Annotated in this window: 23 protein-coding genes, 1 tRNA gene and 1 pseudogene; 7 read left to right on the top strand and 18 right to left on the bottom strand. The window is 62.8% G+C overall.

The features are described from left to right. Window positions 1-26: 26 nt before the first annotated feature. From trkA to hflX, 5 genes and pseudogenes are all read left to right on the top strand, one after another. Window positions 27-1,402: pseudogene (gene trkA, locus ACO076_RS14880) on the top strand (Trk system potassium transporter TrkA). A gap of 128 nt (window positions 1,403-1,530) precedes the next feature. Then, on the top strand, window positions 1,531-2,859 hold the full coding sequence (locus ACO076_RS14875) for a TrkH family potassium uptake protein (protein WP_421723620.1): 1,329 nt from the start codon (window positions 1,531-1,533) through the stop codon (window positions 2,857-2,859). A gap of 2 nt (window positions 2,860-2,861) precedes the next feature. Beyond that, complete coding sequence (locus tag ACO076_RS14870; RefSeq protein ID WP_421723619.1) at window positions 2,862-3,743, top strand: D-amino-acid transaminase; 882 nt, start codon at window positions 2,862-2,864, stop codon at window positions 3,741-3,743. A gap of 111 nt (window positions 3,744-3,854) precedes the next feature. Continuing rightward, entirely contained in the window at window positions 3,855-4,109 is a 255-nt protein-coding gene (hfq, locus tag ACO076_RS14865; protein WP_421723618.1) for an RNA chaperone Hfq, read from the top strand. Between the two features lie 80 nt (window positions 4,110-4,189). After that, window positions 4,190-5,512, top strand: a complete 1,323-nt coding sequence (hflX, locus tag ACO076_RS14860; RefSeq protein WP_421723617.1) for a GTPase HflX — start codon at window positions 4,190-4,192, stop codon at window positions 5,510-5,512. Window positions 5,513-5,514: 2 nt separating this feature from the next. Here the strand turns inward: hflX and mazG are convergent, their stop codons facing one another. The 8 genes from mazG to ACO076_RS14820 all read right to left on the bottom strand — a co-directional run bounded on the left by mazG (window position 5,515) and on the right by ACO076_RS14820 (window position 13,716). After that, complete coding sequence (gene mazG, locus ACO076_RS14855) at window positions 5,515-6,339, bottom strand: nucleoside triphosphate pyrophosphohydrolase (RefSeq protein ID WP_421723616.1); 825 nt, start codon at window positions 6,337-6,339, stop codon at window positions 5,515-5,517. Between the two features lie 96 nt (window positions 6,340-6,435). Then, entirely contained in the window at window positions 6,436-7,257 is an 822-nt protein-coding gene (locus ACO076_RS14850) for an MBL fold metallo-hydrolase (RefSeq protein WP_421723615.1), read from the bottom strand. Window positions 7,258-7,260: 3 nt separating this feature from the next. Then, window positions 7,261-8,040 carry a TatD family hydrolase gene (locus tag ACO076_RS14845; RefSeq protein WP_421723614.1) on the bottom strand — a complete coding sequence of 260 codons (780 nt, stop codon included), beginning with the start codon at window positions 8,038-8,040 and terminating at the stop codon, window positions 7,261-7,263. Between the two features lie 13 nt (window positions 8,041-8,053). Beyond that, on the bottom strand, window positions 8,054-9,607 hold the full coding sequence (gene metG, locus ACO076_RS14840) for a methionine--tRNA ligase (protein ID WP_421723613.1): 1,554 nt from the start codon (window positions 9,605-9,607) through the stop codon (window positions 8,054-8,056). A 70-nt stretch (window positions 9,608-9,677) separates the two neighbouring features. Then, window positions 9,678-10,769: a DNA polymerase III subunit delta' gene (locus ACO076_RS14835; RefSeq protein ID WP_421723612.1), complete on the bottom strand. Its 1,092-nt coding sequence runs from the start codon at window positions 10,767-10,769 to the stop codon at window positions 9,678-9,680. 3 nt (window positions 10,770-10,772) lie between these two features. Continuing rightward, entirely contained in the window at window positions 10,773-11,420 is a 648-nt protein-coding gene (gene tmk / locus ACO076_RS14830) for a dTMP kinase (protein WP_421723611.1), read from the bottom strand. A gap of 31 nt (window positions 11,421-11,451) precedes the next feature. Next, window positions 11,452-12,627 (bottom strand): D-alanyl-D-alanine carboxypeptidase family protein, encoded by a 1,176-nt coding sequence (locus ACO076_RS14825; protein ID WP_421723610.1) that lies wholly within the window; start codon window positions 12,625-12,627, stop codon window positions 11,452-11,454. A gap of 57 nt (window positions 12,628-12,684) precedes the next feature. Beyond that, window positions 12,685-13,716 carry a septal ring lytic transglycosylase RlpA family protein gene (locus ACO076_RS14820; RefSeq protein ID WP_421723609.1) on the bottom strand — a complete coding sequence of 344 codons (1,032 nt, stop codon included), beginning with the start codon at window positions 13,714-13,716 and terminating at the stop codon, window positions 12,685-12,687. A 276-nt stretch (window positions 13,717-13,992) separates the two neighbouring features. On the opposite strand from ACO076_RS14820, the gene ACO076_RS14815 reads away from it, so the two are divergent. Beyond that, window positions 13,993-14,082: transfer RNA gene (locus ACO076_RS14815), tRNA-Ser, on the top strand. 158 nt (window positions 14,083-14,240) lie between these two features. On the opposite strand, the gene ACO076_RS14810 is transcribed toward ACO076_RS14815, so the two are convergent. The 5 genes from ACO076_RS14810 to ACO076_RS14790 form a co-directional block, all read right to left on the bottom strand. Continuing rightward, window positions 14,241-14,657, bottom strand: coding sequence for a hypothetical protein (locus tag ACO076_RS14810; protein ID WP_421723608.1), 417 nt, complete (start codon window positions 14,655-14,657; stop codon window positions 14,241-14,243). 315 nt (window positions 14,658-14,972) lie between these two features. Then, the gene (locus ACO076_RS14805; RefSeq protein WP_421723607.1) at window positions 14,973-15,533 is read right to left on the bottom strand and encodes a hypothetical protein; all 561 of its coding nucleotides are present in this window, start codon (window positions 15,531-15,533) and stop codon (window positions 14,973-14,975) included. 67 nt (window positions 15,534-15,600) lie between these two features. Continuing rightward, window positions 15,601-16,638 (bottom strand): amino acid ABC transporter substrate-binding protein, encoded by a 1,038-nt coding sequence (locus ACO076_RS14800; RefSeq protein ID WP_421723606.1) that lies wholly within the window; start codon window positions 16,636-16,638, stop codon window positions 15,601-15,603. A 67-nt stretch (window positions 16,639-16,705) separates the two neighbouring features. After that, on the bottom strand, window positions 16,706-17,785 hold the full coding sequence (locus ACO076_RS14795) for an amino acid ABC transporter permease (protein ID WP_421723605.1): 1,080 nt from the start codon (window positions 17,783-17,785) through the stop codon (window positions 16,706-16,708). Further along, window positions 17,782-18,765 (bottom strand): ABC transporter permease subunit, encoded by a 984-nt coding sequence (locus ACO076_RS14790; RefSeq protein ID WP_421723604.1) that lies wholly within the window; start codon window positions 18,763-18,765, stop codon window positions 17,782-17,784. Before ACO076_RS14790 ends, ACO076_RS14795 begins: the two co-directional genes overlap by 4 nt. A 261-nt stretch (window positions 18,766-19,026) precedes the next feature. Here ACO076_RS14790 and ACO076_RS14785 point away from each other — a divergent pair, with 261 nt between their 5' ends. Further along, window positions 19,027-19,650 carry a GntR family transcriptional regulator gene (locus ACO076_RS14785; RefSeq protein WP_421723603.1) on the top strand — a complete coding sequence of 208 codons (624 nt, stop codon included), beginning with the start codon at window positions 19,027-19,029 and terminating at the stop codon, window positions 19,648-19,650. 173 nt (window positions 19,651-19,823) lie between these two features. Here the strand turns inward: ACO076_RS14785 and ACO076_RS14780 are convergent, their stop codons facing one another. From ACO076_RS14780 to ACO076_RS14760, 5 genes are all read right to left on the bottom strand, one after another. Continuing rightward, entirely contained in the window at window positions 19,824-20,975 is a 1,152-nt protein-coding gene (locus ACO076_RS14780; RefSeq protein WP_421723602.1) for an enolase C-terminal domain-like protein, read from the bottom strand. 137 nt (window positions 20,976-21,112) lie between these two features. Beyond that, the gene (locus ACO076_RS14775) at window positions 21,113-22,315 is read right to left on the bottom strand and encodes a mandelate racemase/muconate lactonizing enzyme family protein (RefSeq protein WP_421723601.1); all 1,203 of its coding nucleotides are present in this window, start codon (window positions 22,313-22,315) and stop codon (window positions 21,113-21,115) included. Continuing rightward, window positions 22,312-24,000 carry an ABC transporter ATP-binding protein gene (locus ACO076_RS14770; protein ID WP_421723600.1) on the bottom strand — a complete coding sequence of 563 codons (1,689 nt, stop codon included), beginning with the start codon at window positions 23,998-24,000 and terminating at the stop codon, window positions 22,312-22,314. The genes ACO076_RS14775 and ACO076_RS14770 overlap by 4 nt, the downstream gene beginning before the upstream one ends. Further along, window positions 23,990-25,129: an ABC transporter permease gene (locus ACO076_RS14765; protein WP_421723599.1), complete on the bottom strand. Its 1,140-nt coding sequence runs from the start codon at window positions 25,127-25,129 to the stop codon at window positions 23,990-23,992. Before ACO076_RS14765 ends, ACO076_RS14770 begins: the two co-directional genes overlap by 11 nt. Beyond that, complete coding sequence (locus tag ACO076_RS14760) at window positions 25,122-26,108, bottom strand: ABC transporter permease (RefSeq protein ID WP_421723598.1); 987 nt, start codon at window positions 26,106-26,108, stop codon at window positions 25,122-25,124. The genes ACO076_RS14765 and ACO076_RS14760 overlap by 8 nt, the downstream gene beginning before the upstream one ends. Window positions 26,109-26,160 lie beyond the last annotated feature (52 nt).

Below are 26,160 nucleotides of genomic sequence, written 5' to 3'. Positions count from 1 at the left end.
GATCGAGCTAGGGCAGGGGGCCCGTCATGAGAGTCGTGATTTGCGGCGCCGGCCAAGTCGGCTTCGGCATCGCCGAACGCTTGGCGGCCGAAGAAAACGACGTCTCCGTCATCGACACGTCCGAGACGCTGGTTCAGGCGATACGCGATTCCCTCGATGTCAGGGGGTTCGTCGGGCACGGCGCACATCCCGACGTTATCGCGCAGGCCGGCGGTGATCAGGCCGACATGATCATCGCCGTGACGCTCTACGACGAAGTCAACATGGTCGCCTGTCAGGTCGCGCATTCGCTGTTCAACGTCCCGACCAGATCGCACGCATCCGCGCGCAGAGTTATCTCCAGGCACACTGGGCCGATCTGTTCTCGTCCAACCACTTGCCGATCGATGTCATCATCTCCCCGGAACTCGAAGTCGGGGAACTGGTACTGCGGCGCCTTGAGGCACCCGGCGCCGTCGACTCGGTTCGCTTCGCCGGCGGCAAGGTAATCGCCCTGGGGATCGACTGCGATGACGATTGCCCGGTCGTCGATACGCCACTGGAACAACTGACCGAATTGTTTCCCGACCTCCAGGCGGTGGTGGTCGGTATCCTCCGGGATGGTCGCTTGTTCGTTCCGCGCTCCTCCGATGCTATGCTGGTCGGCGACCGTGTTTTTGTGATCTGCAAGGATGACCAGGTGCGTCGCACCCTCGGCATCTTCGGTCACGAAGAACCCGAGGCCCACCGTGTCGTCATCGCCGGTGGCGGCAATATCGGCTTCTACGTCGCCGACTCCCTGGAATCGCGCGACGCCCGCGCCAAGGTCAAGATCATCGAGTCATCGCGAAACCGTGCCATCGCCATCGCCGACCGCCTGAAGCGAACTGTGGTGCTGCATGGTGACGCGCTGGATCAGGAACTGCTGGAAGAGGCGGACGTGAAGGACGCCGACATTCTCGTCGGGCTGACCAACGATGACGAGGTGAACATCCTGACCTGCGTCATGGGGAAACGCCTTGGCGCCGCCAGCAACATGGCGCTGATCAACAACCGCTCGTACCCCGCGTTCGCGGGAACGCTTGGAATCGACGCGACGGTCAACCCGCGATCGGTGACGATCTCGACGATCCTCCAGCATGTTCGACGAGGGCGCATTCGCGGGGTCCACACCGTCGAAAACGGTTTGGCGGAAGTCATCGAGGCCGAGGCGCTGGAGACGTCGCCACTCGTCGGAAAGGCGCTGCGTGATCTCGATCTGCCGGATGGCATTCGTATCGGCGCCATCGTTCGTGGGGATTCGGTCAAGGTGCCGAGCGGCGACACCGAAATCATCGCCAAAGATCACGTGATCATCTTTGCCACCGCGGAGCGCGTTCGCCAGGTCGAGCAGATGTTCCGCGTCAGTCTCGAGTTCTTCTGATCGCGCCCATGATCGGCGTCCTTTACCTGCTGGCGCAAACGCTCGGTGGCCTCGCGCTCGCCCTGTTCCTGCCGGCCGCCATTGGTTTTGCCGCCGGGGAGGTCCGTCAGGCCACGGTCTACCTCGTCGTGGCCAGCCTGATCGGCTTTTTCTCGGGCGCTATCTATTTCGCCCTTCGGGGCCGAGCGAGTGCCCTCGACCGGGTCTCCAGCTTCGTCCTCATCCTGACCATCTGGATCGTTCCTCCGCTGGTCGCCGCTATCCCGATCATGCGAACCGCCGGCACCGACTATGTGACGGGATTGTTCGAAGCCGTCTCGGGTTACACGACAACGGGCGCTTCAGCCCTGGAAAGCCTTGAGCCGATCGGTCTCAGCGGCGTGTTTTTCCGCGCGCAGTTGCAATGGCTCGGCGGTCTGATGACGTTGATAACAATCGTCACCGTGATCGCGCCAAGCGGACTGGGCGGCCTTTCGGGACAGCAGGTCGCGCTCGTCACGAGCACCGACGGCCGGTCGACGCGACTGCTGGGAACGCTGAGACAGGTCACCGGCGCCTATCTGGCCGTAACGCTTGCTTGCGTGGTGTTGCTTCTGGCCAGCGACCTGCCGCCCTTCGATGCCATATGCATCGCGCTGTCGACGGTCTCCACCGGCGGCTTCATGCCCATCAATGGGACGTTTGCCGACTATGGCTCGCCGTTTGCCGAAGCGGTTGTTGCAGTGTTCATGCTCATCGGGGCCACGAGCATCGTGTGGCACAGGATGGTGTGGGAGGGCCGATGGCCACTGGTCCGGCGCCATCGGGAAAGCTATTGGGTGATCGGCGTCTCGATCTTAGTCGGCGGGCTCTATGCGGCTTCGTTCGCGACATCCGCCGGAGGCGAAACGACACTCTCTGCATTGCGCGACGGTCTCTTCACCGGGATCTCCCTCGTGAGCACGACCGGATTCATCACCCGGCCTGAAGGCCTCGCCGCCGTGGGCGAGCCGATCGTTTTCCTGGTCGCGCTCGTGGGCGCGGGAACAATCTCCACGGCAGGCGGACTGAAATACCACCGGATGGGCGGCCTGTTCACGCTCTGCTCCCAAGAGCTGCAACGCCTGGTTTATCCGCATAGTGTCCGCCGCGCGCGCTTCGGGGGCGCGCCCTACAGCATCGAACGGATGAAATCGATCTTGAGCGGCATCGTCGTCGCGTTACTGACCGTAGTGGCCGCTTCGCTGCTGATCGCCACCACCGAGCCGGCATTCGACGGCGCGCTTACTGCGGCAATTGCTGCGTTTTCAAACATCGGTCCGCTGTATGGTCCGGGCTGGCCAGGCGCAGATGCCTGGCCGCCCTTCGCCGATTTCGGAGACACCGCTAAGCTTGTCATGGCCTTCACGATGATTCTCGGGCGGCTGGAGGTTCTTGTCCTGCTGGGTGCCCTCAACCTGTCCTACTGGCGATCCTGAACATGTCCCGTATTGCATATGTCAACGGGCGGTACGTGCCGCACCGCCAAGCCATGGTTCATATCGAGGATCGCGGTTTCCAATTCGCCGACGCGGTCTACGAAGTGTGCGAGGTGCGGAACGGGCGCCTCATCGACGAGGCGGCACACCTCGCCAGATTGCGACGCTCGCTGTCGGAGCTGCGCATGGCCGAGCCGATGTCGCTGCCGGCTCTCGGCGTCCTGCTGCGTGAAATCATCAAACGAAACCGCATTGTCGACGGTATCGTCTACGTTCAGGTCACCCGAGGCGTCGCGCCGCGGCGACACGCCTTCCCGCCGCCAGATACGAAGCCGGGCCTTGTCCTCACCGCGCATGCGATCGACCGCGACGGGGGCGAACAACGAAGCCGAGACGGCGTATCCGTCGTAACCCTGCCGGATAATCGCTGGGGCCGGGTCGATATCAAGACAGTTGGTCTGTTGCCGAACGCTCTGGCGCGTCAGAGCGCGATCGAGGCCGGATCGTTCGAAGCGCTCTTTGTTGATCGCGACGGCTTCATCACCGAAGGCGCCGCGACCAATGTCTGGATTGTGACCGAGGACGGCACGCTGATCACGCGACCAGCAGATCACGGAATTCTGCGCGGGATCACGCGCGGAACAATCCTCCGGATAGCCGAGTCGGAGGGCATCAAGACAAAAGAGCGCCGGTTCACGGTCGATGAAGCCTGTCACGCGCGCGAGGTTTTCCTCACGGGCTCTTCCGTGGTGGTGATGCCCGTCGTCCGGATCGACGATAAGCCTGTTGGAAACGGCAGACCCGGCCCCGTAGCCACGAGATTAAGGGCGATTTTCCATGATAATGCCCAAATCGCCACGCTCTGGTCTTCCTTTGCGCCGTAAAAATTCCTAGGTGATGATGTGGCCATTAGCCGTAGGATGAACTGACTCAGTTCCGTGTAGGCCCGACGGGTTTACGCTCATCGCGAGCATGCCCCAAAAAAGAGACGAACGATGCCAGACCGCGCTCAAAATCTGCAAGATACCTTCCTGAACCATGTTCGTAAGAACAAGACACCACTGACGATTTTTCTCGTCAACGGCGTGAAGCTCCAGGGCATCGTCACATGGTTTGATAACTTCTGTGTGCTGCTGCGTCGGGACGGCCATTCGCAGCTCGTCTACAAACACGCGATTTCGACGATCATGCCGGGCGCGCCCGTGCAGCTGTTCGATCCATCCCAAGAGGAGGCTGACGCCTCGTCGTGACCGCTACGAACGGGCAGGGGCCTCGCGGGGCGGGAAGCAACGGCACGGAGCCAGGCGTCGGGCTGCGGACGCTCGTTCTCGTGCCGGTTTCACGTGCGCCGCGAAACCATGAGACACCGCCCCGGAGCAAAGACGCGCAGATCGCGGAGGCGGTTGGCCTCGCGCGGGCGATCAATCTCAAGGTGGTCGACGCGCTCGCCACGCCTTTGACGACGCCACGTCCGGGTACGCTTTTCGGAAGCGGGAAGGTCGAGGAAGTCGCCGCGCAGATTCGCGCCGAGGCGATCAAGTTGGTCGTCGTCGATCACCCGCTGTCGCCCATCCAGCAGCGGAATCTCGAGAAGGCCTGGCACTCGAAGGTGATCGATCGCACGGGGCTCATACTCGAAATCTTCGGCGAACGCGCTCAGACGCGGGAAGGGCGGTTGCAGGTGGAACTCGCCCATCTGACCTATCAGCGGAGCCGATTGGTTCGCAGCTGGACCCACCTTGAGCGCCAGCGCGGCGGTTTCGGCTTCCTCGGCGGCCCCGGTGAGACGCAGATCGAGGCTGACCGGCGCGCGCTTGCGGAACGGATCGATCGCATCAAGGTCGAGCTGGCAGCGGTCTCAACACGCCGACGGCTCCAACGCCGGACGCGCCAGCGATCCGAGACGCCTTTAGTGGCGCTGGTCGGATACACCAACGCCGGCAAGTCGACCTTGTTCAACGCTCTGACCGAGTCCGCCGTTCTTTCTCAAGACAAGCTGTTCGCCACGTTGGACCCGACGTTGCGCCGGCTGTCGCTGCCTGATGGCGCGAATGTCGTCCTGTCCGACACGGTCGGGTTCGTCGCCGATCTGCCCACATCGCTGGTTGCCGCGTTTCGCGCCACCCTGGAGGAGGTCTCGGAAGCTGACCTGATCCTTCATGTGCGCGACATCGCCGACGCTGAAACCGAGGCACAGGCGGCGGATGTTGCGTCGGTGCTCGCTGACCTGGATGTGGACGTCAAGGATGCAGATCGCGTCATCGAGGTCTGGAACAAGATCGACCTGTTGCCGCCCGACCAACAACCGCCACGCCGCGTCGCCCATTCACTGGGCGAGGGCGCCGCTGGGCCGACGGTGGTATCCGTCTCGGCCATCTCAGGCGAGGGGCTGCCCGACCTTCTGGACGTCATCGAAGACCGCATCACCGCGACCAGCACCGTCTACGATGTAGAAATTGCCGCCGATGAAACCGCCCGGCTGCACCGGCTCTATGCGTTCGGCGACGTGGTCCATCGCGAAGATCGGCCGGATGGCACGGTGCTGGCCCGCGTTCGGGTTCGGCCATCGTCACTGAAGCCGTTCGCCGAAGCCTTCAACCGAGCCCACGTCGTTTCGCGCTCGGAACAGCCGGCCGCGACCCTGGACGCCTGAAGTTAGTCGACCTCGGCCGCTTTCGCCGCCTGCCAGTACGCTTCCATCTCCTCCAGCGTCGCAGTGCTTGGCGTCCGGCCGTCCTTGGCCAGGCCGGCCTCGATCGCCGCAAAGCGCCGCTCGAACTTGGCATTCGCTCCGGCCAAAGCCTGTTCGGAGTCGATGCCGAGGTGCCGCGACAGATTGGCGACCGCAAAGAACACGTCGCCGACCTCATCCGTGAGGCGGTCCACGCCAGCGCCCGCGTCGAGCTCGTGTTCGACTTCATCGAGCTCCTCGCGCAGTTTCGACAACACCGCACCAACGTCATCCCAGTCAAAGCCGACGCCTGCTGCCTTCGTTTGCAGCCGAACCGAACGCTGCAGCGGCGGCAGGCCCCTAGGAACTTCGCTCAAAACACCCGTCTGCTCGTTCTCTCCGCCGGCTCCACGCCGTTCGGCACGCTGCCGCTTCTCCTCCGCCTTGATCGCGTCCCACATGCCTTTGGCCTGACCCGCAGCGCGCGCGTCCGCGTCGCCGAAGACGTGGGGATGACGGCGGACCATCTTCGCCGCGATCGCCTCGACCACATCGGCGAAATCGAACGCGTCCGCTTCCTCTGCCATACGGGCGTGGTAAACGACCTGGAGGAGGAGGTCGCCGAGCTCGTCGCGCAGATCCGTCAGATCGCCGCGCGCGATCGCCTCGGCCACTTCATAGGCTTCTTCGATGGTGTACGGCGCGATCGACGTGAACGTCTGCTCCACATCCCACGGACAGCCGCTCTCCGGGTCGCGAAGGGCGGCCATGATCTCGATCAGTCCGCCGATATCACGCGATGGCTTCATACCTGCCGTCCTTCCTTGTCCGAGCGGATTCAGAACATTCTCGAGCGTAACCAGGGCCCCAACGCCCAGCCTCCAACGTAAGTCGCATAATCTATATTATGGAACTTTCTGATCCTGTATCTCTGCGGTGATCCGCATCCCATCGTATCCGGGCTCGACGTGATCCGGCAGTTCGTCGCGCAAGGTTCGATAGTCAAGGTCGTTGTGCATGTGGGTCAAGACGGCGCGCTTAGGCGCGACGCGGCCGATCCAGTCCAGGGCCTGATCGACGGTGAAATGACTCGGATGCGGCTCGCGTCGCAGCGCGCCGACAATCCACGTGTCGAGACCCTGAAGACGCGAGACACTGTCATCCGGCAGTGCACTGACATCGCAGGAATACGCAATCGGCCCGAACCGGAAACCCACGGAGGTTCCAGGCCCGTGGTTCTGAGCGATCGGTTCGACGTCGATCGCGCCGCCGGGACCGGAAGCCGTGAACAGCTCGCCAGCTACGATGGTGTCGAGCTCCAGAATCGGCGGATACAGGCCATTTGCCGCGCTCTCGAAGCAATAACTGAAAGCCTCCTTGATCCGGCTAGCGGTCGGCGCATCGGCATACAGGCGAACAAGCTGCCGCGCGTTTAGCCAGAACGCCCGGAGATCATCGATGCCGTGAAGATGATCGGCGTGGGCATGGGTGTAAACGACAGCGTCGATCCGACCGACCTGGGCATCAAGCAACTGCTCGCGCATATCCGGGCCGGTATCGACCAGGACCCGGGTCGGCTCGGGACCGTCGTTGAACTGTTCAACCAGCAGCGCACACCGGCGCCGTCGATTGCGCGGCTCAGCCGGATCGCAGACGCCCCAGTCGTTTCCGATGCGCGGCACGCCTGGTGACGACCCACAGCCAAGAATGGTCACCTGAAGTCGCATGGCTTAAGGTCGGTCGATCTTCTTGAAAAGACGATAGAAATTGTTCGTCGTCGCTTCCGCCAGGGCTTCCTGTGACAGGCCCCTGGCTTCAGCCAAGACCTTTGCCGTTTCAACCACATAAGCCGGTTCGTTGCGATGACCGCGATGAGGTGTTGGCGCCAGATACGGCGCATCGGTTTCTACGAAGAGACGGTCCAGCGGCAACTCAGCAGCAAGCGCACGCAAGGCGTCCGAGCGTTTGAAGGTCAGGATGCCGGAGAACGACACATGCAGCCCGAGGCGAATACCGGTCAGGGCGAGGTCTCGCCCGGAGGAGAAACAGTGGAGGATCGCGTCGAATGGCCCCTCCTCCATCTCCGCTTCCAGGATCGCCGCGATATCATCGTCCGCGTCTCGGGCATGGATCACCAGCGGCAGGCCGGTTTCCCGCGCGGCTGCGATGTGCCGCCGGAACGACTCGCGCTGAGCCTCTCGCGGGGCGTTGTCGTAGTGGTAGTCAAGACCAGCCTCGCCGATCGCGACCACTTTCGGCTCCGTGGCGATTGCCGTCAGATTGTCAACCGTGACATCGGGCTCCTCCGCCGCGTTATGCGGATGGGTCCCGATCGAACAGAAGACGCGATCGTACGCCGCCGTCAGCTCCTTCAGCTTCGCGAAGTTCCGGACCCGCGTCGAGATGGTCAACATGGTCTCGACGCCGGCATCCTGTGCACGCTGAACGACCGCGTCGCGCTCGGCGTCGAAGTCCGGAAAGTCGAGATGACAGTGGCTGTCGACGATCATGCGCGGCCGTCTGTCAGGCGTTCGAGTCGGCCGGTTCGACATAGCGCGGGAACACGGCTCGCGGCGTGGGCAACGCCGTGCCGGACGCCAACCGCCCGATCGCTCCCAACCACGCGAAGTCGCGCCGATCTTCCGGCACGGCGAGCAGGTCGAGCAGACGCGCTGCCGAGTCCGGCATCACCGCCTGCACGAGCACAGCCACCTGTCGAACGGTCTCGGCCGTCACATAGAGCACCGTCGCCATCCGCGCCGGATCGGTCTTGCGCAGCTCCCATGGCGCGGACGCGGCGAAATACCGGTTGGCCTCGGCGACAACCGCCCATATCGCGTTGAGCGCCTGATGGATCTGTTGGGTCTCGATCGCCGTGCGGCAAACGTCGAGCAACGCATCGGCCTGAGTGATCAATGCGTCGTCCTCCGACGTGAATTCACCAGGCTCCGGCAACACGCCATCGCAGTTACGCGCGATCATGGACAGCGACCGCTGGGCCAGATTACCGAGATCGTTGGCGAGATCGGCGTTGATCCGCTGCACCACGCTTTCGTGGCTATAGCTGCCATCCTGCCCAAACGGCACTTCGCGCAGAAAGAAGTAGCGCATCGCGTCGACACCGTAGGCGTCGATCATCGCGAACGGGTCGACGACATTGCCGACCGACTTCGACATCTTCTCCCCGCGATTGAACAGGAAGCCGTGGGCGAACACGCGCTTCGGCAGTGCGATACCAGCGGACATGAGGAAAGCGGGCCAATAGACCGCGTGGAAGCGAAGAATGTCCTTGCCGATCACGTGCAGATTGGCGGGCCAGTAGCGGTCAAAGGGCTTCGCGTCATCAGGAAAGCCGACACCGGTGATGTAGTTGGTTAGCGCATCGACCCAGACATACATCACGTGGTCCGGATCATCCGGCACCGGGATACCCCAGTCGAAGGTCGTCCGCGAGATCGACAGATCCCGCAGTCCGCCCTTGACGAAGCTGACCACTTCGTTGCGCCGCTCGTTCGGTCCGATGAAATCCGGATTGTCGTTGTAGTGCGCCAGCAGCCGGTCCTGATAAGCAGAGAGACGGAAGAAGTAGCTCTCCTCCTCCACCCACTCGACCGGTGTGCCCTGCGGCCCAATCCGCACGCCCTCCTCGTTCACCTGTGTCTCGGACTCGGCGTAGTAGGCCTCGTCCCGCACCGAGTACCAGCCGGCGTAGGTGTCCTTGTAGATGTCGCCGGCGGCGTCCATCCGCCGCCAGACCTCCTGCGACGCCGCGTAGTGGCGCGGTTCGGTCGTGCGGATGAAGTCGTCGTTCGAGCAATTCAGCTCGCGAACCATCTTCTGGAACAGCGGGGTATTACGATCAGCGAGCGCGCGCGGCGCCAGACCATCGGCGACCGCGGTCTGCTTCATCTTGATACCGTGCTCGTCGGTACCGGTCAGAAAGAACACGTCACGCCCGTCGAGCCGCATGAACCGCGCCAGGGCATCGGTCGCAAGTGCCTCGTAGGCGTGCCCGATATGGGGCGCGCCGTTCGGGTAGAAAATCGCTGTGGTGAGATAGTATTTCCGGTCACTCATCGCCGGCCTGCCTGCCAAAAGAAAGAAGCAATAGTCGTAGAAGACGGCCATTGCGGCCGTCGCGGCAAGATCACATTCGTGCGGCGTGGGCGATCGACATGAGAATTGACAAAGCGACTTGCTTGCGGTCGAGATTCAGCGCCTCGGCTTCCGCCACGGCGCGCTCGGTCTTCTCCCATACCTCCGCCCATCTGGCAAGCGGCACCGCGTCGAGTGCAGGATTGTGTTCGCCCCGCTCCGGCTCGGCAACACGATTCACCCGGCGGTCCAACCAACCCTGAACGACATCGATGAAGCCGGTGTAGGCGTCGTCAGCGCCACGGCGGGACACGCGATCCGCGAGGTCGTGCATCGCAGCAGGTTCGATATCCGGCGCACCAGAGACAAGCGATACAAAAGCCCGATAGACCTCCAGACCGCCGCCATCCAGCACGAGGATCGCCTGGCGCAGGCTGCCTTCGGACAAAGTCGCGGCGACCGACATATCGGATCGGTCGAAACCGTCTGGCTTGTGTGTGTCGATCGCGTCCTTGATCTCATCTTCGGCGAACGGGCGAATTTGCAGCATGCGGCACCGGGAGCGGATGGTTGGCAAAAGCTGCCCGGGCGTGTTGCAGATAATGAAGAAAAGGGCCCGATCCGGCGGTTCTTCCAGCACCTTGAGCAGAGCGTTCGCGGCGTTGGCGTTCATGTCGTCGGCCGGATCGATGATCGCGATCCGCCAGCCCTCCCCGCCGCCAGTCGTGCCGAAGAACGACACTGTGCGGCGAATCTGATCGACGCTGAGCTCGGTCAGGAATCGTTTCCGATCCGAACGATACGGTCGCTCCAGGGCGAGGAGATTGGGGTGCGCCCGTCGCGCGACCTGACGGAACGCCCGATCATCCGTCGGCACCGAAAGATCTTGAGCGGCGGCGACTTCGGACGATGCCGGGTCAGGGTGCGCAAAGGCAAACCGCGCGAAGCGATAGGCAAGCGTCGCCTTGCCGATGCCCTTCGGGCCACCGAGCAGCCAGGCATGATGCATCCGGCCGCTCCGGTAGGCGTCAAGCAGCGTCGTTTCAGCGGCGGCGTCGCCTAGCCACCGATCTTGCTCCTCGGGCGCGGGCCAGCCGTCCACCACATCAAGCCGAGGGATATCGTCCGTCTTGGGCGACGCCATGAGTTAGGCCACCTCCTCGGCAAAGCGCGATCGAACAGCGTTCCAGATCGCATCGGCGGCGGACTGCTCGTCACCGCTTGCGTCGATAATCACAAAGCGATCCGGCTCGTTTTTGGCGATCTCGAGAAACGCCGCGCGGCGCCGTTCGTGCAGATAAAGGTCCTCGCTGTCGAACCGGTCGGGATGGCCGCCTGACGCTTCCAGGCGATCGCGGACCCGTCGCAATCCGGCGTCGGCGGCGATGTCGAGGATCAGAGTCAGTTCGGGCCGGTATCGTCCAACCGTGACGCGTTCCAGGGCATCGAGCAGTGCCGAGTCCACACCACCGATCATCCCCTGATACACGCGGGTTGAGTCGAAGAACCGGTCGCAAAGTACCCAATCGCCGCGATCGATGGCCGGTCCGATGAGTTGATCGACATGATCCGCCCGCGCCGCCGCAAACATCAACGCTTCGGCCTCGGGTCCGAGCTGCTTCACCGCACCCGACAGAAGCCGCTCACGGATCGCCTCCGCCGCTGGCGTCCCGCCCGGTTCGCGCGTCTCGACGACCGCCAATCCCTCCTCGCGCAGACGCCTGGCAAGACGCTTGATCTGGGTGGACTTCCCCGCCCCCTCCCCGCCTTCGAACGTGATGAATCTGCCGGTCATCAGCGAAAGTCTTAGCCGGCATCAGCGGCCGCTACCACCAGCCGAAAAGCAATTCCTCTAGGCCATCCACTGCCCGCTGCGGCAATGAACCGACACCGACGTCCTCGGCCGCCAGCACCGGCTGCGCCTTGCTGAGGCCCTCGATGGTGGTGAAGCTTACAACACCGACGCGCTGTCCCGCCGTAACCGGCGCAACGACGGGACCATCGTAGACGATCTCAGCTTTGACAACGTCGAGCAGCCCGACCGGAAGCAAGAGTTCGACCGGGCCGTCGCTGACAACATTGACACTACGCTGCGTCCCGCCAAACACCTTCGCATCGGCGATGACCTCGCCGCCACCGAACAGCTCCACCGGCTCGAAGGCGCGAAACCCCCAATCGAGCAGCTTCCTCGCTTCCTGAGCGCGCGCCTTTTCACTCTCCAGGCCGGCGACGACCACGATCAAGCGCTGGCCGTCGCGCACCGCCGAACCGGTCAGCCCGTAGCCGGATTCCTCGGTGAACCCGGTCTTGAGGCCGTCGGCGCCAATGTTCATGGGAACCAGCGGATTGCGGTTCTTCTGGAATATGTTGTTCCAAGTGAAGTCGGGTTCGCTGAAGATCGCATAGAGATCGGGATAGCTTCGGATCAGGTGATCGGCGAGGGTCGCCAGGTCGCGGGCCGTAACACGCTGGTCGGTTCCCGCCAGGCCGGTCGAGTTGCCAAATCGGCTGTTCGAGAGCCCCAGCGCTTCGGCCTCATCGTTCATGATGGCGACGAAAGCGGGTTCGGTGCCGGCCATCCCCTCCGCCATGATGATGCAGGAGTCGTTGCCCGACTGAACGATGGCACCGCGGATCAGATCCACAACCCGGATCGACGAACCGAGCTCGGCGAACATGGTCGCGGTCCGCGACACCGCGCCACCGGTTCGCCACGCGTTTTCGGAGACTACGAACTCGTCATCCCGGGACAGGCGCCCCTCGTCGATGGCCCGAAACACGACGGCGAGAGTCATCAGCTTGGCCATACTGGCCGGCGGGAACGGCTCGTCGGCGTTCTTTTCGAACAGAACGGTCCCAGTGTCGTAATCAACCAGGAACGCCTGCTTGGCCTTGGTTTGATAGAGCTGCGCGTTTGCCGGCAGGGTCACGGCGACGACCGTCGCAAGCGCCAAAGCGCTCAGACAAATCGCGCGGACACCCAATCCAAGGACCGTGAGCAAGAAGCAACCTCCTTTTCCGCTGGTCGCCTTGCCGCGACAGGGAAACCGGAGGTGAGTCTAGCGTGAAACGACGAAAGCGCCAGTCAGCCCGGCGGTCCGTGCCGCATCGATGGCCGCCTGCGCCCCACCTGCTCCGTCGACGGTGAGGCGCACGACGTGAAGCGCGCGCCCTTCCCGCTGTATCGGGGTAGACGACACGACGCCCAGCCGGCCAAACGCCGCCCTCACGCGATCAACATTCGCCGGATCGCCGAAGACGCCTAGCTGGATCGTTGCCGTATCAGGCCTTTGTGGCGGCGACAGTGTCCGCACCGCAGCGAGATCGGCCGCGGCCTCCTGGGCCGGTGTGAACCGCTGCGTCTCGGCATACGATGAGATAAGGCCCGAGCGCAGGATGAGCGGACCGATCTGGTCGTCGAACTGGCCTGGCGCCTTCGGTGCGATCGCAAGCGGCTTCGCCGGCTGGCGGCTGGCGGCTGCAACCATCACCGGCTGTCGTTTCCGGGTGGCGATCATCGTCTTCGGCCGGACCCCCGGCGCGCTGTAGGACGCCATCAGCATCCGCCGATCCCGGCCGTCCATCTGCGCCGGCCCGACATAGTCGACCTTCACCTTGGCGACGCCGCGACGTTTGAAATCAAGCATCGAGGCTGCGGTAGCCGACACGTCGATGATCCGGCCGCGCGCGAACGGACCGCGATCATTGACCCGCACCACGACCGAGCGCTGGTTGTGCAGGTTGGTGACCCGAACGTAGCTCGGCAGCGGTAACGTCGGATGCGCCGCGGTGAGGTCGTTCATGTCGAAGACTTCGCCGTTCGCGGTCTTGCGGCCGTGGAAGTTCGGCCCGTACCACGAGGCTAGCCCGGTTGCCGAGTAATTCGGGTCATGCCGAGGCACGTATCGTTTTCCGGCCACCTTGTAGGGCTTGCCCACCATCGCGCGGCCGCCGCCTTTCGGTACGCGTTTACCGTGGGCAACCCGTGGACTGGCTTTCACGCCATAGTCGGCTTCGGAGAACTTGGTCTTGGTGCCGATCGTCGGCGATCCGGAACATGAGGCCAATAGGACGGCGGCCGCGACAGCCACGGCGCCACGCCCCAGCAACGACGCGCGGCGCCAAGCCCGCGCCCTTGGGCTGCGCGCTTTCGCTTGGCTCACATCGGTATGCGGTGCCGTTGGCCCCACGCGTCGCCTTCCTGTCCCCTGTCCAGACCATATTCATCAGGGACGGGCATGAATCAACCGTGAATCAATGCCTAAGCGGCCGAGATGAGCGAAATCTCTCGTTGAGACGGCGCCGGGATCGCCAACGGCGGCCCTTTTCCCGATCATCGCAAGAGGCTATGTGAGCTCTGCCCGAGTGGACGGGTGGCCGAGTGGTTGAAGGCACCGGTCTTGAAAACCGGCAGGCGGGCAACCGTCTCGTGGGTTCGAATCCCACCCCGTCCGCCAAAGCTGCTTTGTGATCAACGTTTTGGCTCTCGCCCTCGGCTGATCGGAAGCGAACAAAGACCGATCCCGACCGCTCTATTTCGAGACCGTTCGGGACAAAACGGACGATTCGGGAGCAAACTCCCGAAATGAGTCCCGAAATCCGCATACACAGGCGGCTAGTTCGTCGCGGCCTGTTCAGCCGCTTTCGGAAGGCACTGGAGTTTCATGTCGACGTTTCTCGTGGTGTCGAACTTCTTCTCATTGTTGCAGCATTTGCAGCGATAGCCGTCATGCCCGTCCTTAGTATACGCTTGGTTGGTGATGTAACAGTCGATGTCGTGACCGCCGCTACAGGAAAAGGATGACTCATCGGGAAAGGGAAGATCGGGGTTTGCGCAAACCGTTCCGATCCACTCCCGGCGCTTTTCCCGAACCCCCTTTTTCCAGTCGCAATTCCCATCTGCAGTGTGACAAATATAAGTCACGGGGTCAGCCGTGTGATTGACGTTGCCACATCCACTGGCGAAGGCCTCCCCGGGGGCGAAGGCGATCATCGCCACCAACGCCAACAGTGTCATGATTCCGCTGCGCATCGTCCCTTCCTACTCTTCAATCTCTATTGCCCAATCCAGTGACCATCGGCATAGCATGTTTTCGGCAAGCGGGATGACGCTTCGATCAACTGCCTTGTCGGCGTGCCCTCTCCGAGCCTGCCATGATCCCCGGCCACAAATCCGGTCGTGACCGACGGAAACGTCCGTCGCTGTCGTTCCTCACCTTGAACCACAGCGCAGGGCGGAGCTTTATTGAAAACCGGCAGGCGGGCGGCCGTCTGGTGAGTTCGAATCCCACCCCGTCCGCCACCCTGGAACAAAAGTGCGCCGGGTACGAAGCAGCGGGCTCGCTAGCTATCGGTGCAGCCAATCGACTTGCTTCTGGCTCTCCACAGATCCCGGAAATGCTTGTCGCACCCGGGCAATGGCCGCACTGGGGTCCAGTCCGCGTTCGATCATCAGAGAGGCCGCAATCGTACCCGAACGACCGGCACCATAATGGCAGGTGATGCCAATGGTACCGCCATGATCGAGTATCTCCTGGTAGCGAACCGAACGGCGTCGCCATTCTTCGAGGAACGTCGCATCGGGCACCGAGAAGTCTTGAATAGGCATGTGGTCAAGCTGTGTGCCGCGAACTTCCAGGGCATCTTTCAGGCTGCGCCAATGATCCTCCGGGAGTTCATGTTGCTCAGCGAGGGCGATGAGGAGAACTGAATCCCGGAGCGACGGATGATCAAGCGTTGAAGCCAGTGCGTCGGGATCAATGTAGGACGCGCCGTCGAAACCGATCGCTAGCCCGGGAAAGCCCATCGTCACGATGTGTCCGCCGCCGGGGCAAGCCAGAACGGCACGCACGCTACTGTCCGTGGCAGCAGAACGAGCGGCTTCAAGGTCTTCTTCTTTTGTTTTCATTGTCTGCATTCTTGAAAAAAGGCGGGCGCGGATCGCTCCGGCCCGCCGGTCTTCTCGGCTCCCAGGCTCAGCGGATCGGATATGCGTACATGAGGCCGCCATGATCGGCTGAGGCGTTCTGCGTCTCCGCACGGGTTATGTTGAACGGCGTGCCCGCACCGAGATGGCGCTCAAACACCTCCGAATAGGATCCGACCTGGCGGATGACCTGATACGCCCAGTCCTGCGGCAGGCCGAGCTTCGTCGCCATATCGGCCGTTGCGCCATCGTCGGCAAAGAGACGCTGGACGCTTTGGGGTTGCGCGTCGAGGTCAGCGCGCACGCTTTCGATGTTTTCCGACGTGATGCCGAATCTGTCGGCGTTCAACATGACCTGGAGTGCCCAGAACACGGCCGACTCAAGAGCCTGGTCGGGTTGGGTGACCAGCGTCAGCGGCTCGGCCGAAATCACCTCCGGCAAGATCGTGAACGCATCGGGGTCATCGGCGAGGAGACGGTCGCTGTTCAGCGCCGAGACGTCCGAGGCGTAGACATCGCACTTGCCCGAGAAGAACGCTTCAAGACGCGCTGTCTTGTCAGCGATGTTCTCAACCCGATAGCTCATCTCCCGGTCGCTGAACCAATCGGCGATGTTCAATAGCGTAGTGGATCCGTCTTCTGCGCAGACCGTCGCGCCATTGAGTTCGGCCGCGCTCGAGACACCCAGCGAGGCCGGCACCATGAAACCCTGGCCGTCGTAGAAGGTGGTCGCGACGAAGGCCATGCCGGCATCCGCATCGCGCGTACCCGTCGCCGTGATCGAGCGTGACGCCATGTGGGCGCCGCGCGCGACCAGGGTCTTCATCGAGTCGGAAAAGCCGATGCCGCGAATGTCGGCCTTTTCGGCATCGCCAAGGATGGCTGCCGCGGCCATGCGGCAGAAGTCGGTGTTGAAGCCCTGGAAGACGCCTTGGCTGTCCGGGACCGAGAAGCCGGGCGAATTCGGATTTACGAGGCAGATCAAGCTGTCATCGGCCTTGATCTCGTCGAGAACCGGTCCCGCGGCGGCGGTGCCGGCCGCGATGGTCGTCGCCGCCAACGCAGTGGCTAAGGTCAACAGTCTCATGCTCTGGTTTCCCTGTTGATGAGGTTCGTCATACATCGAAATACATGTACTTGTATACATGTGTATCTTATCGGTTTTGTGACGAACTGGTTTGCGCGGTCTCGCGATCGGTGTGGAGCCGCCTTCCGATCGCAGACAGGAAGGCGCAGGACAGGAAAAACCAAAGACCGACAAAGAGATATGCCTCGAGCGCGTGGCCTCTCCATTCGGGGTCGTTGAAGGACATACGCGCGGTGGAGATGAGATCGTGGATGCCAACGATCACGACCAGCGAGGTGTCCTTGTAGGCGCCGATGATACTGTTGACGAGAGATGGCAGGCTGCGCGTGATCGCTTGGGGAAGCACGACCAGACCCATGCTCTGCCAATAACCGAGGCCGAGCGACTTGGCAGCCTCGCGCTGACCTTTGGAAAGCGACTGGAGGCCGCCGCGCAGGTCCTCCGCGATGTAGGCGCCGTGAAAGAAGATGAGGGCAATGAGGACGGCCGAAACCGGCGCGATGGACGTGCCGGGCGGCAAGGTAAGCGGTAGGACGAAGATGCCGACGAAGATGACCGTCAGCATGGGCACGCCGCGGGCGACTTCAATGTAGATCGTGGCGAACCGCCACAGGAGTGGATAGGCGCTTTGATCCCGGGCGAGCGCCAGTAGGACGCCGACCGGGAACGCCCCCGCGATGGAAGCGATCGCCAGAAAGAGGAGGATCGGCAGCCCATTCCAATAGACCGACGGAACGTCGGGCAGGCCGAGCGCGCCGCCGCCGAGCAGGAGGACCGCAACTCCGAGGCCGCCCAACCAGATCGCCAGAAAGGCAAGCAGGTGCAGACGGGTGCGGCCGATCATCTGGAACCCCGTCAGAACGGCCAAGGCCAACAGCAGGAGCGACGCCAAGGTCGCCCGCCACTGCAAGCCGAAGGGGTAGGTGCCGAAGAGAATGAGGCGCGTTTTTTCAACCAGAAACGGCCAGCACAGGCCGGTGCGAACGTCACATGCCGCCGCCGGTTGCCAAGGCCAGACCGCCTGGAGGAGAAGCCACGACAGCGCTTGCCAGCCAAGCCAGGCCATGATCGCACCCGATGCCAACGTCAGAATCGCGGCCAGTGGCGTAGCAAAGAGCGCCCTCGCCCAGGTGGCGATACCGATCACAGCTTACCCTCGCGGCGGCGCAGGACCGCGTTCCAACGGTTGAGCAGCGACGTCACGGCAAGACAGAGCGCCAGGTAGAGCCCCATCGTCACCAGCATCATCTCAAGCGGCCGGAATGTCTGGTTGATGATCGTGCCGACCACCGACATCAGATCGGAGTAACCGACCGCGATCCCGATCGACGTGTTCTTGATGAGATTGACGTACTGGTTGTTGATCGGCGGGATCACGATCCGCAGCACCTGCGGCAGAACGACCAGCCGCATCGTGCGGCGTCGGTTGATGCCAAGGGCGGACGCAGCCTCGAACTGGCCCGACGGGACAGACTGGATCCCACCCCTCACGACTTCGGTGATCTGGGCGCCGTGATACAGACCGAGCATCGCCGCCATGACGACGAACTGCAGCGAGAGGCGCAAACCGCCGGTGAAGTCAAAGCCTCGAAGCTCCGGTAACGAAGGGATGACGGGCACCTGGAAGAGCATCACGGCAAACCAGGGCAGCCCGATGAGGAGACCAAGAGCTATGGGCGCAATCGGAACGAGTTGCCCTGTCCGGGCGAAATGCCCTGTCGCCCAACGCCGCCACGCGAGAGCAAGCACTGCGGCCAATGCGATCGCCAGGATCGGCGCCCAGAGCAAAGGGTCCCATTCGAGCGCCGGCAGATAGAGCGCACGGTTCGAGATTTGGACGGGGCCGAGACTGATCGACTCGCGCACCGGCGGCAGACCGTTTACGGCGACGACAAAGAAAACCAGCAGGACCAGGATCTTGGGCAGATTGCGGAAGAGTTCGACGTAGCTCGTGGCGAGTACACGTCCGGCGGGGCTCGGCCCGACGCTCAGAAGCCCCCCTATGACGCCAAGCAAGGTCGCCAGAAGAAGACTAACAGCAGCCAGAACGATCGTGTTGATCAAACCGGTCAGGATCACCCGGGCGTAGCTGTCTTCGGGAGAATAAGGAATAAGGGATTCGCTCACATCGAATCCCGCCTCATCAAAAAGGAAGCCAAATCCTGGCTGAAGCCCCGCCCCCTCCATGTTCAGGAGGATGTTCCGGACAAGCAAAGCTGCGAGACCCAGCACAATGACGGTCGCCGCCAAATCCCCGATGCGGAGCGTGCGGGGCACAGGCGGCGGCGGACTTGGAGGGATCATCGAAGCGCTGTATACTGGTTAATATAGCATACTTGTATACAGCCTGTATGATCCTTTTATGAAGCGCCGTCGAGGGGGACGCCAGTGTTTCGCGATACGTCGGATCAAACCAAGCCTGAGTTCGCCCTCGAAGCACTGCGCAAGCGAATATGCCTTGCGGACCCGACCGAAGCTCTGCCGCTACACGAAGGCATGCTTGCCGAAGAATTCGGGATGTCGCGCACGCCCATCCGGCAGGTCCTTCAACGACTCGCCTATGAGCGGTTGGTCGAGATACGCTCCGGCGTCGGTACCGTGGCGACGCCGATGGACCCGGCAAACAGATCCCGTGATATCGTCACGCACCAGGAAATTCTCCGCGCGATTCTCGCCCACCCTCCTGCGGAACTCTCGGTCAGCCAGCATGCCGACGTCATTGCACTCGGCGCGCTGATCGCCGGGGCGGAAGACCTCGATCCCTCTCTTCATTTCGAATTACGCGCCCGACTGTTGGCCGTGCTGGCGGGACTGGTCGCCGATCCCATCCTGAAGGATGCGTTCCAGGCGGCCCATTGGCGCGTGATCCGTTGGCACATGCGCGACGTTGCACTGGATAGGGTGCAGGCGTTCAAATCGACGCAGCGCCTTGCGAACAGCGTAGCGGCCTATCATGCGCGAAACGGCGGAGATCTCTTCAGCAGAATTCTGGCTGACGATCTGGCGCCTTAAGCGACATCCCGGAGAACGGCCAGACAACTCGCATGCATGTCACATCCGGCCGGCGGTCATCAGACGCCCGTCCGTTTCAGCGTCACGCTATCTGCCGGAAATGATCGCCACAATTAGCTTAATATCAATAAGTTCCTAGCAATTATTAAGAAGTCACTCAAGGCAACGCGGCATCAGACAAGATTGGCCCCGATGTAGTCGAGGTTGAGGTCCTGGCCGAGGCCGGGCGTATCGCGAAAGTGGACGTAGCCCTCCCCGTCCATCTCGTCGTCGATGCGATGCTGGTAATCGCGCGGTTCATCGTAGTCGATGAAGGGGTGCAGCAGGCCGCGCTCATAATAGGTGGTGTTGGGGATGGCGGCGACCACCGCCATGTTGCCGGCGCCAGTCCCGTGGACCTCACATGACATATGAAAAGACTCCGCCAGCTTGGCGGTCTTCATCGCCGGAGAAATGCCGCCGACGTCCCACACGCCGGTCCGCAGCATGTCGCAGGCGCCCTTGGCCGCCCATTCAGCACGGGTCCAGTGCTTGCCGGTCATGCTTTCAGGGCCGAGGATGTTCAGGCGCGGCGTACGGGCGGTGAGCCACTGATAGGAAGACAGCGACGCTTCCTCCATCATCTCCTCGATCCACAGATACCCGAGTTCCTCAAGTCGCTGGCACAGCCAAAGACTATCGGCACGCGAATACCAGTGGTTGGGGTCGAGCATCAGCGGAATGTCCGGCCCGACGGCCTCCCGTACAGCGGCGCAGGCGGCGTAGTCCTTTTTCACGTCCGGCGCGCCGGGGATCGGCGGCATCCATCCGTGCAACTTGACCGCCTTGTAGCCGCGCTCGTTGACCATCCATTCGGCGAACCGTCCGTAGTCCTCCGGTGTCGCAAGCCCACCTTCGAGATCGTCGCCGCACATCGTCGACCCGTAGGCGAGAATCTTGTCGTGGTAGCCGCCTAGGAGCTTCCACACCGGCTGGCCAGTGGCGTGGCCGATGAGATCCCAGAGCGCAAGATCGACGGCACACAGGACCCGGTCGGTGAGCTTCATGCCGCTGCCGCGCTGCCACTTGTAGAGCGCCTGCCAAAGCGCCTCCGGTCGCATCGGGTCGGCACCGAGCAGCACGGGGCGGATGAACCTCTCCAGAAGTGGCTCTTCGACATCGCCGGTCGAGGCGATCACGCGCCCGGCCGTGCCGTCGTCGCAGATGATTTCCAGCAGCGCCGACCTGGTCTCGCTCTCCGGGCCCGGATGCGCGTGCCCGTCCGTATCCCGAACCTGGTTTGTCCGATGGCGAAAGACCTTCGCGCGTACCTGCTCAATCTTCATGGTTATCCCTCTTGCGATTGATTGTGATGCCACGCGCAGGCGGCGTTACGTCCGACCTTACGAAAACCGCGTACCCTGGATGGAAGTGCCCATGACTGGCGTCGGTTGCCGGCAACGAAATCCGCTCGGATCGTGCATCAACGGCGCAGTTTCCGCGCCCGTCCCCGCCGCATCTGGACGTGAACCGCCTCCCCGGCCGTGCCTTCGACATAGGCTCTCCCATCGTCGCGGGGCGCGTCGGAGACATTGCGGATCGACGGATAGCGCGCGACCTCGTCCTTGACGAGCTCCACCCCCAGCCCGGGTCTCTGAGGCAAGGCGATGGCGCCGTCCTCCACCTTGAGGATCGGGCGCACGACCTCGTAGCGGCCGGGCCAATCGAATTCGATCCGCTCAAGAAGAAGCGCGTTGGGGACGGTGGCCATGACGTGCAGCGCAGCAAACTCGGCCACCGGCCCGAGAGAGCCGGAGTGCGGCGCCAGCATGATGCCATGGGCCTCGGCCATCGTGGCGATCTTGCGCATCTGCGTGATGCCGCCCGCCCGGCCGGTATCCGGCTGAATCACGTCGACCAGCTCGCGCTCGATCAGCGGCCGCGCACCATGGATCGTGCCCACCCGCTCTCCGGCCGCGAGCGGAACGGCAACAGCGTCGCGGACGCGCGCGAACGCGTCCAGGTTCTCCGGCGCGATCGGGTCCTCGTAGAAGAGCAGATCGAACGCTTCCAGTTCACGGCCGATCAGAATGGCGTCGGCCGGCGTCATCCAACTCGGGCCATGAGCGTCGACGGCAAGATCGTTGTCCGGTCCGATCGTTTCCCGAAGCATGGCGACACGCTCCAGATCGACGATACCCGTGAACGGCGTCTTCATCGCAGTGATGCCGAGGTCCAGCAACGCCCGGGCTTCGTCCGCGGTGTGGGCATGGCCATAGACCGGGATGCGGTCGCGGATCGCCCCGCCGAGCAATTGCCACACCGGCGCGTCGAGCACCTTGCCCTTGATGTCCCACAGCGCCATTTCGATTCCGGAGAGAGCGCCCGACCCGACCGTCCCGGTCAGCCCGTGGCCCATCATCGCGCGGTAGAGCGCGCCCCACAGCCGATCGATATGCGCCGGGTCTTCGCCGATCAGGACACTGGCGAGATCGTTAACAGCCGTCTCGACCACACGCGGCCAGCCCGAACACTCCCCGACCCCGGTAATGCCTTCGTCGGTTTCGACTTCGACGAACAACCAGTTGCGCGAGCCGCGGAAGTCGGCATCGGCGCCCATGGCCCGCATAAGATCGGGGCGCGCGCCGGTCTGCATCAGATACGTGTTGACGGCGGTGATCTTCATGCATCCTCGCGATAGCGGTGGCGTTGGCGGGTCCCGCGCAAAGCGGGATCGGAGATCGGCACGGATGACAGCAACGCCTTGGTGTAGGGATGCTGGGGATCGGTAATAACCTGCTCGGTCTCGCCGATTTCGACGATCCGGCCGCGGAACATCACCGCCACCCGGTCGCAGAAGTAGCGAATCACGGCCATGTCGTGGCTGATGAAGATGAACGACAGCCCTAGATCAGCCTGCAGGGTCAGCAGCAGATCGAGGACCTGTGTTCGGATCGAGACATCGAGCGCCGAGGTCGGTTCGTCGGCGATGACCAGTTTTGGCTCCAGCGCGATGGCGCGGGCGACGACGATCCGCTGGCGCTGCCCGCCGGAGAATGCGTGCGGATAACGCTCCATCATGCCGGCGTCGAGGCCGACCTGCCGCAGCAGGGTCGCAACCCGGTCCTCGAGTTCCGAGCCGCGGGCCAGTTTGTTCACAATCAGCGGTTCCGCGACAATCTGCTTGACGGTCATGCGCGGATTGAGCGACGCGAAAGGGTCCTGAAAGATCATCCTGATCTGTTGGCGATAGGCCTTCAGCTCGGCGCGCTGCGCGGCAACCAGATCCGTCCCATCATATTGGATCGCACCCGAGGTCGGATCGTAGACCCGGGCGATACAGCGCCCGACGGTGGTCTTGCCCGAACCGGACTCGCCGACGATCCCGAGCGCCTCCCCCTGTTTGAGGTTGAAGCTGACACCGTCGACGGCCTTGGTCGTATCGGTGATGCGCTGGAGGAAACCCTGGCGTTTGTGAAAATAGAGGCGCAGGTCATCGACACGCAGGATATCGGGGGCTTCCGGCTCGGGACGGATCTTGATGTCAGCCGGCCGGTCCAGTCGCTTGACCGCGCCCAGCAGCTTCCTGGTGTAGGGATGGGTCTGGTGGGCGAACAGCGCCCGCGTCTCGCCACGCTCGACGACGTATCCCTTTTCCATCACGACGACATCGTCCGCGATCTCGGCGACGACGCCCATGTCATGGGTGATGAACATGATCGCCATGCCGAGATCGCTCTGAAGCTTGCGCATCAGATCGAGGATCTCGGCCTGCGTCGTGACGTCGAGCGCCGTGGTCGGTTCGTCGGCGATCAACACGTCGGGATGACACGACAACGCCATCGCGATCATCGCGCGCTGGCGCATGCCGCCTGAGAACTCGAACGGGTACTGCTCGAGCGCGACCGTCGGCTTCGGAATTTCGACCTGCTCGAGTACCTCGCACGCCAGGTCTTTGGCCTCCTTCCTGGAGACATCGCGATGCAGTCGGATGGCCTCGATAATCTGGCCGCCGATCGTGTGGACCGGCGACAGTGAGCTCATCGGCTCCTGGAAGATCATGCCGATCCGCCCACCCCGGATCGCGCGGATCGATTTGCCGCGCGGGTCCAGGGCCGTCAGGTCGGTCTCCTCTCCGACGGCCGGGCGGAACAGAATCCGGCCGCCGTTGATCACGCCGGGACGCGGAACCATGTTCAGGATCGCGCGGGCGGTGACGGACTTTCCCGAGCCGGACTCGCCGACGATCGCGGTCGTCTGGCCCCGATGCAGATCGAAGGTGATGCCATGCAGGACGTCGAACATGCCTTGCCGCATGTTGAAGCCGACCGTCAGGTCGTCGACACTGATGATGGCTGGGTCAGTGGCCATAAGGATCGGCGGCGTCGCGCATGCCGTCTCCGAGGAAGTTGAACGCCAGCACGGCCACCACGACGAACGCGCCAGGAATGAACAACCACGGCGCCTGGCTGATCGAGCGGATGTTCTGCGCCTCCTTCAGCAACACTCCCCATGAGATCGCCGGCGGTTGCAGGCCGAGTCCGAGGAACGACAGCGCGGTCTCGGCGAGGATCATCAACGGTATCGCAAGGGTCAACGAGGCGATGATGTGCGAGGTCAGCGACGGCAACATGTGACGGAAGATGATCCGGGACTCAGATGAACCGTCGAGACGCGCGGCGACAACGAAGTCCTCATTCTTCATCGCGAGAAACCGGCCCCGGACCACGCGACCAAGCTCCGTCCAGCCGACGAGCGAGACAATCAGTGTGATGACGAAATACTGGAGATAGATCGGCCAGGTGGGCGGCAGCGACGCCGCAAGCGCAAGCCAGATTGGAATGGTCGGCAGGCTCAGAACGAACTCAATGAGGCGCTGGATGACGGCGTCGACCCGGCCGCCATAGTAGCCCGACAATCCACCCAACGTGATCCCCAGGATGAGCGCGATGGTGACGCCAACCAGGCCGATCGACATGGAGACGCGGGTGCCATACATGATCCGGCTGAACATGTCGCGACCCAGACGGTCGGCGCCGAGCAGGAAGAACTGGTCATCCGGATCCTGGGTGGCCAGCAGATGGATATCGCTCGGCCAGAGGTTCCAGAAGTCGTATTCCGGTCCCTGTCCGAACAGGGTCAGGTAGATTTTTTCGCCCGACGGCACATAGGTAATCGCCAGCGTGTCGGGATCGCGTTCGCGGTCCATCGCGTAGACATACGGGCGGATCGACCAGCCATCCTCCTGAGCATCGATGAAGTGGATCATCTGCGGCGGGTGAAAAACCGCGCGCCGGTTCTGCTGGTTTGGGTCCTCGGGCGCGATAAAGCCAGCGAAGATGGTGATCAGGTAAAAGAGCCCGATCACCCACAAGCCGATCATCGCTAGGCGGTGTTTCTTGAAGGCCCACCAGGTCAGCTGCGCCTGCGATGCGATCGCGACCTTGTCGCTCTTGGTCTTGGCGGCTTCGGTGACGCCCGGACCGACGGCCTCACTCATATTTCACCCTCGGATCGAGCAGCACCAGGAGGATGTCCGAGATCAGCATGCCGATGACGGTCAACGACGACAGGAGGAGCACGAAGGCGCCGGCCAAGTACATGTCCTGCGACAACAGGGCCTGCAGCATCAACGGTCCCGCGGTTGGAAGGCTCAAGACAATCGCAGTGACGACAGCCCCGGAGATCAGGTTCGGCAGCACCCAGCCGATGGTGGAGATGAACGGATTGAGCGCGACCCGGACCGGGTATTTCATGATCAGCCAGAACTCGCTCAGGCCCTTTGCGCGTGCCGTGTCGACATACGGCTTTTCCAGTTCATCGAGCAGGTTGGCCCGCATGATGCGGATCAAGCTCGCGGTAGCGGAGGTACCGAGCACGACGACCGGCAGCCAGAGGTGCTTGAGCAGATCGACGAACTTACCCCAGGACCAGGGGGCGTTCTTGTATTCGTCGGAGAATAGCCCGCCGACATCGGTGCCGAAATAGACGACGCCGACATACATCAGGATCAGCGCCAGCAGGAAGTTGGGCGTCGCGAGGCCAATGAAGCCGATCGTGGTGGCGACATAGTCGCCGACGGAATACTTCTTGACCGCCGAATAGACGCCGATCGGAAAGGCGACGGCCCACGTAAACAGCAACGCCGCCATCGACAGACACAGCGTCAGCATCATGCGCGACCAGACCAGTTCGCTGACCGGCTGGCGCCACTCGAAGCTCATGCCGAAGTCGCCGACAAGCAGGCGACTGACCCATTTGAAGTATTGGATGTAGAGCGGCTGATCCAGACCGAACCGCTGCCGCAGATTGTCGACCGACGCCTGGTCCAGCGTCTCGTTCGACTCGCCGAGCTTGGCGATGTAGGTCGTCAGATAGTCGCCCGGCGGGGCCTGAATAAGCAGAAACGCAACCACCGATACCGCGAACAGAAACGGTATCATCCAAAATATCCGCTTTAGGATGTAGCGCCAGATCATCGGATCCTCGGCTGGTCCTAAAGCCGGCCCGCGGGATCGCGGGCCGGCACTT

It is taken from the genome of Bauldia sp. (genome assembly GCF_965232525.1).
Lineage (GTDB): Bacteria > Pseudomonadota > Alphaproteobacteria > Rhizobiales > Kaistiaceae > Bauldia.
The sequence above is the reverse complement of the archived record's forward strand: the minus strand, read 5'-3'. Positions and strand labels throughout refer to the sequence as shown.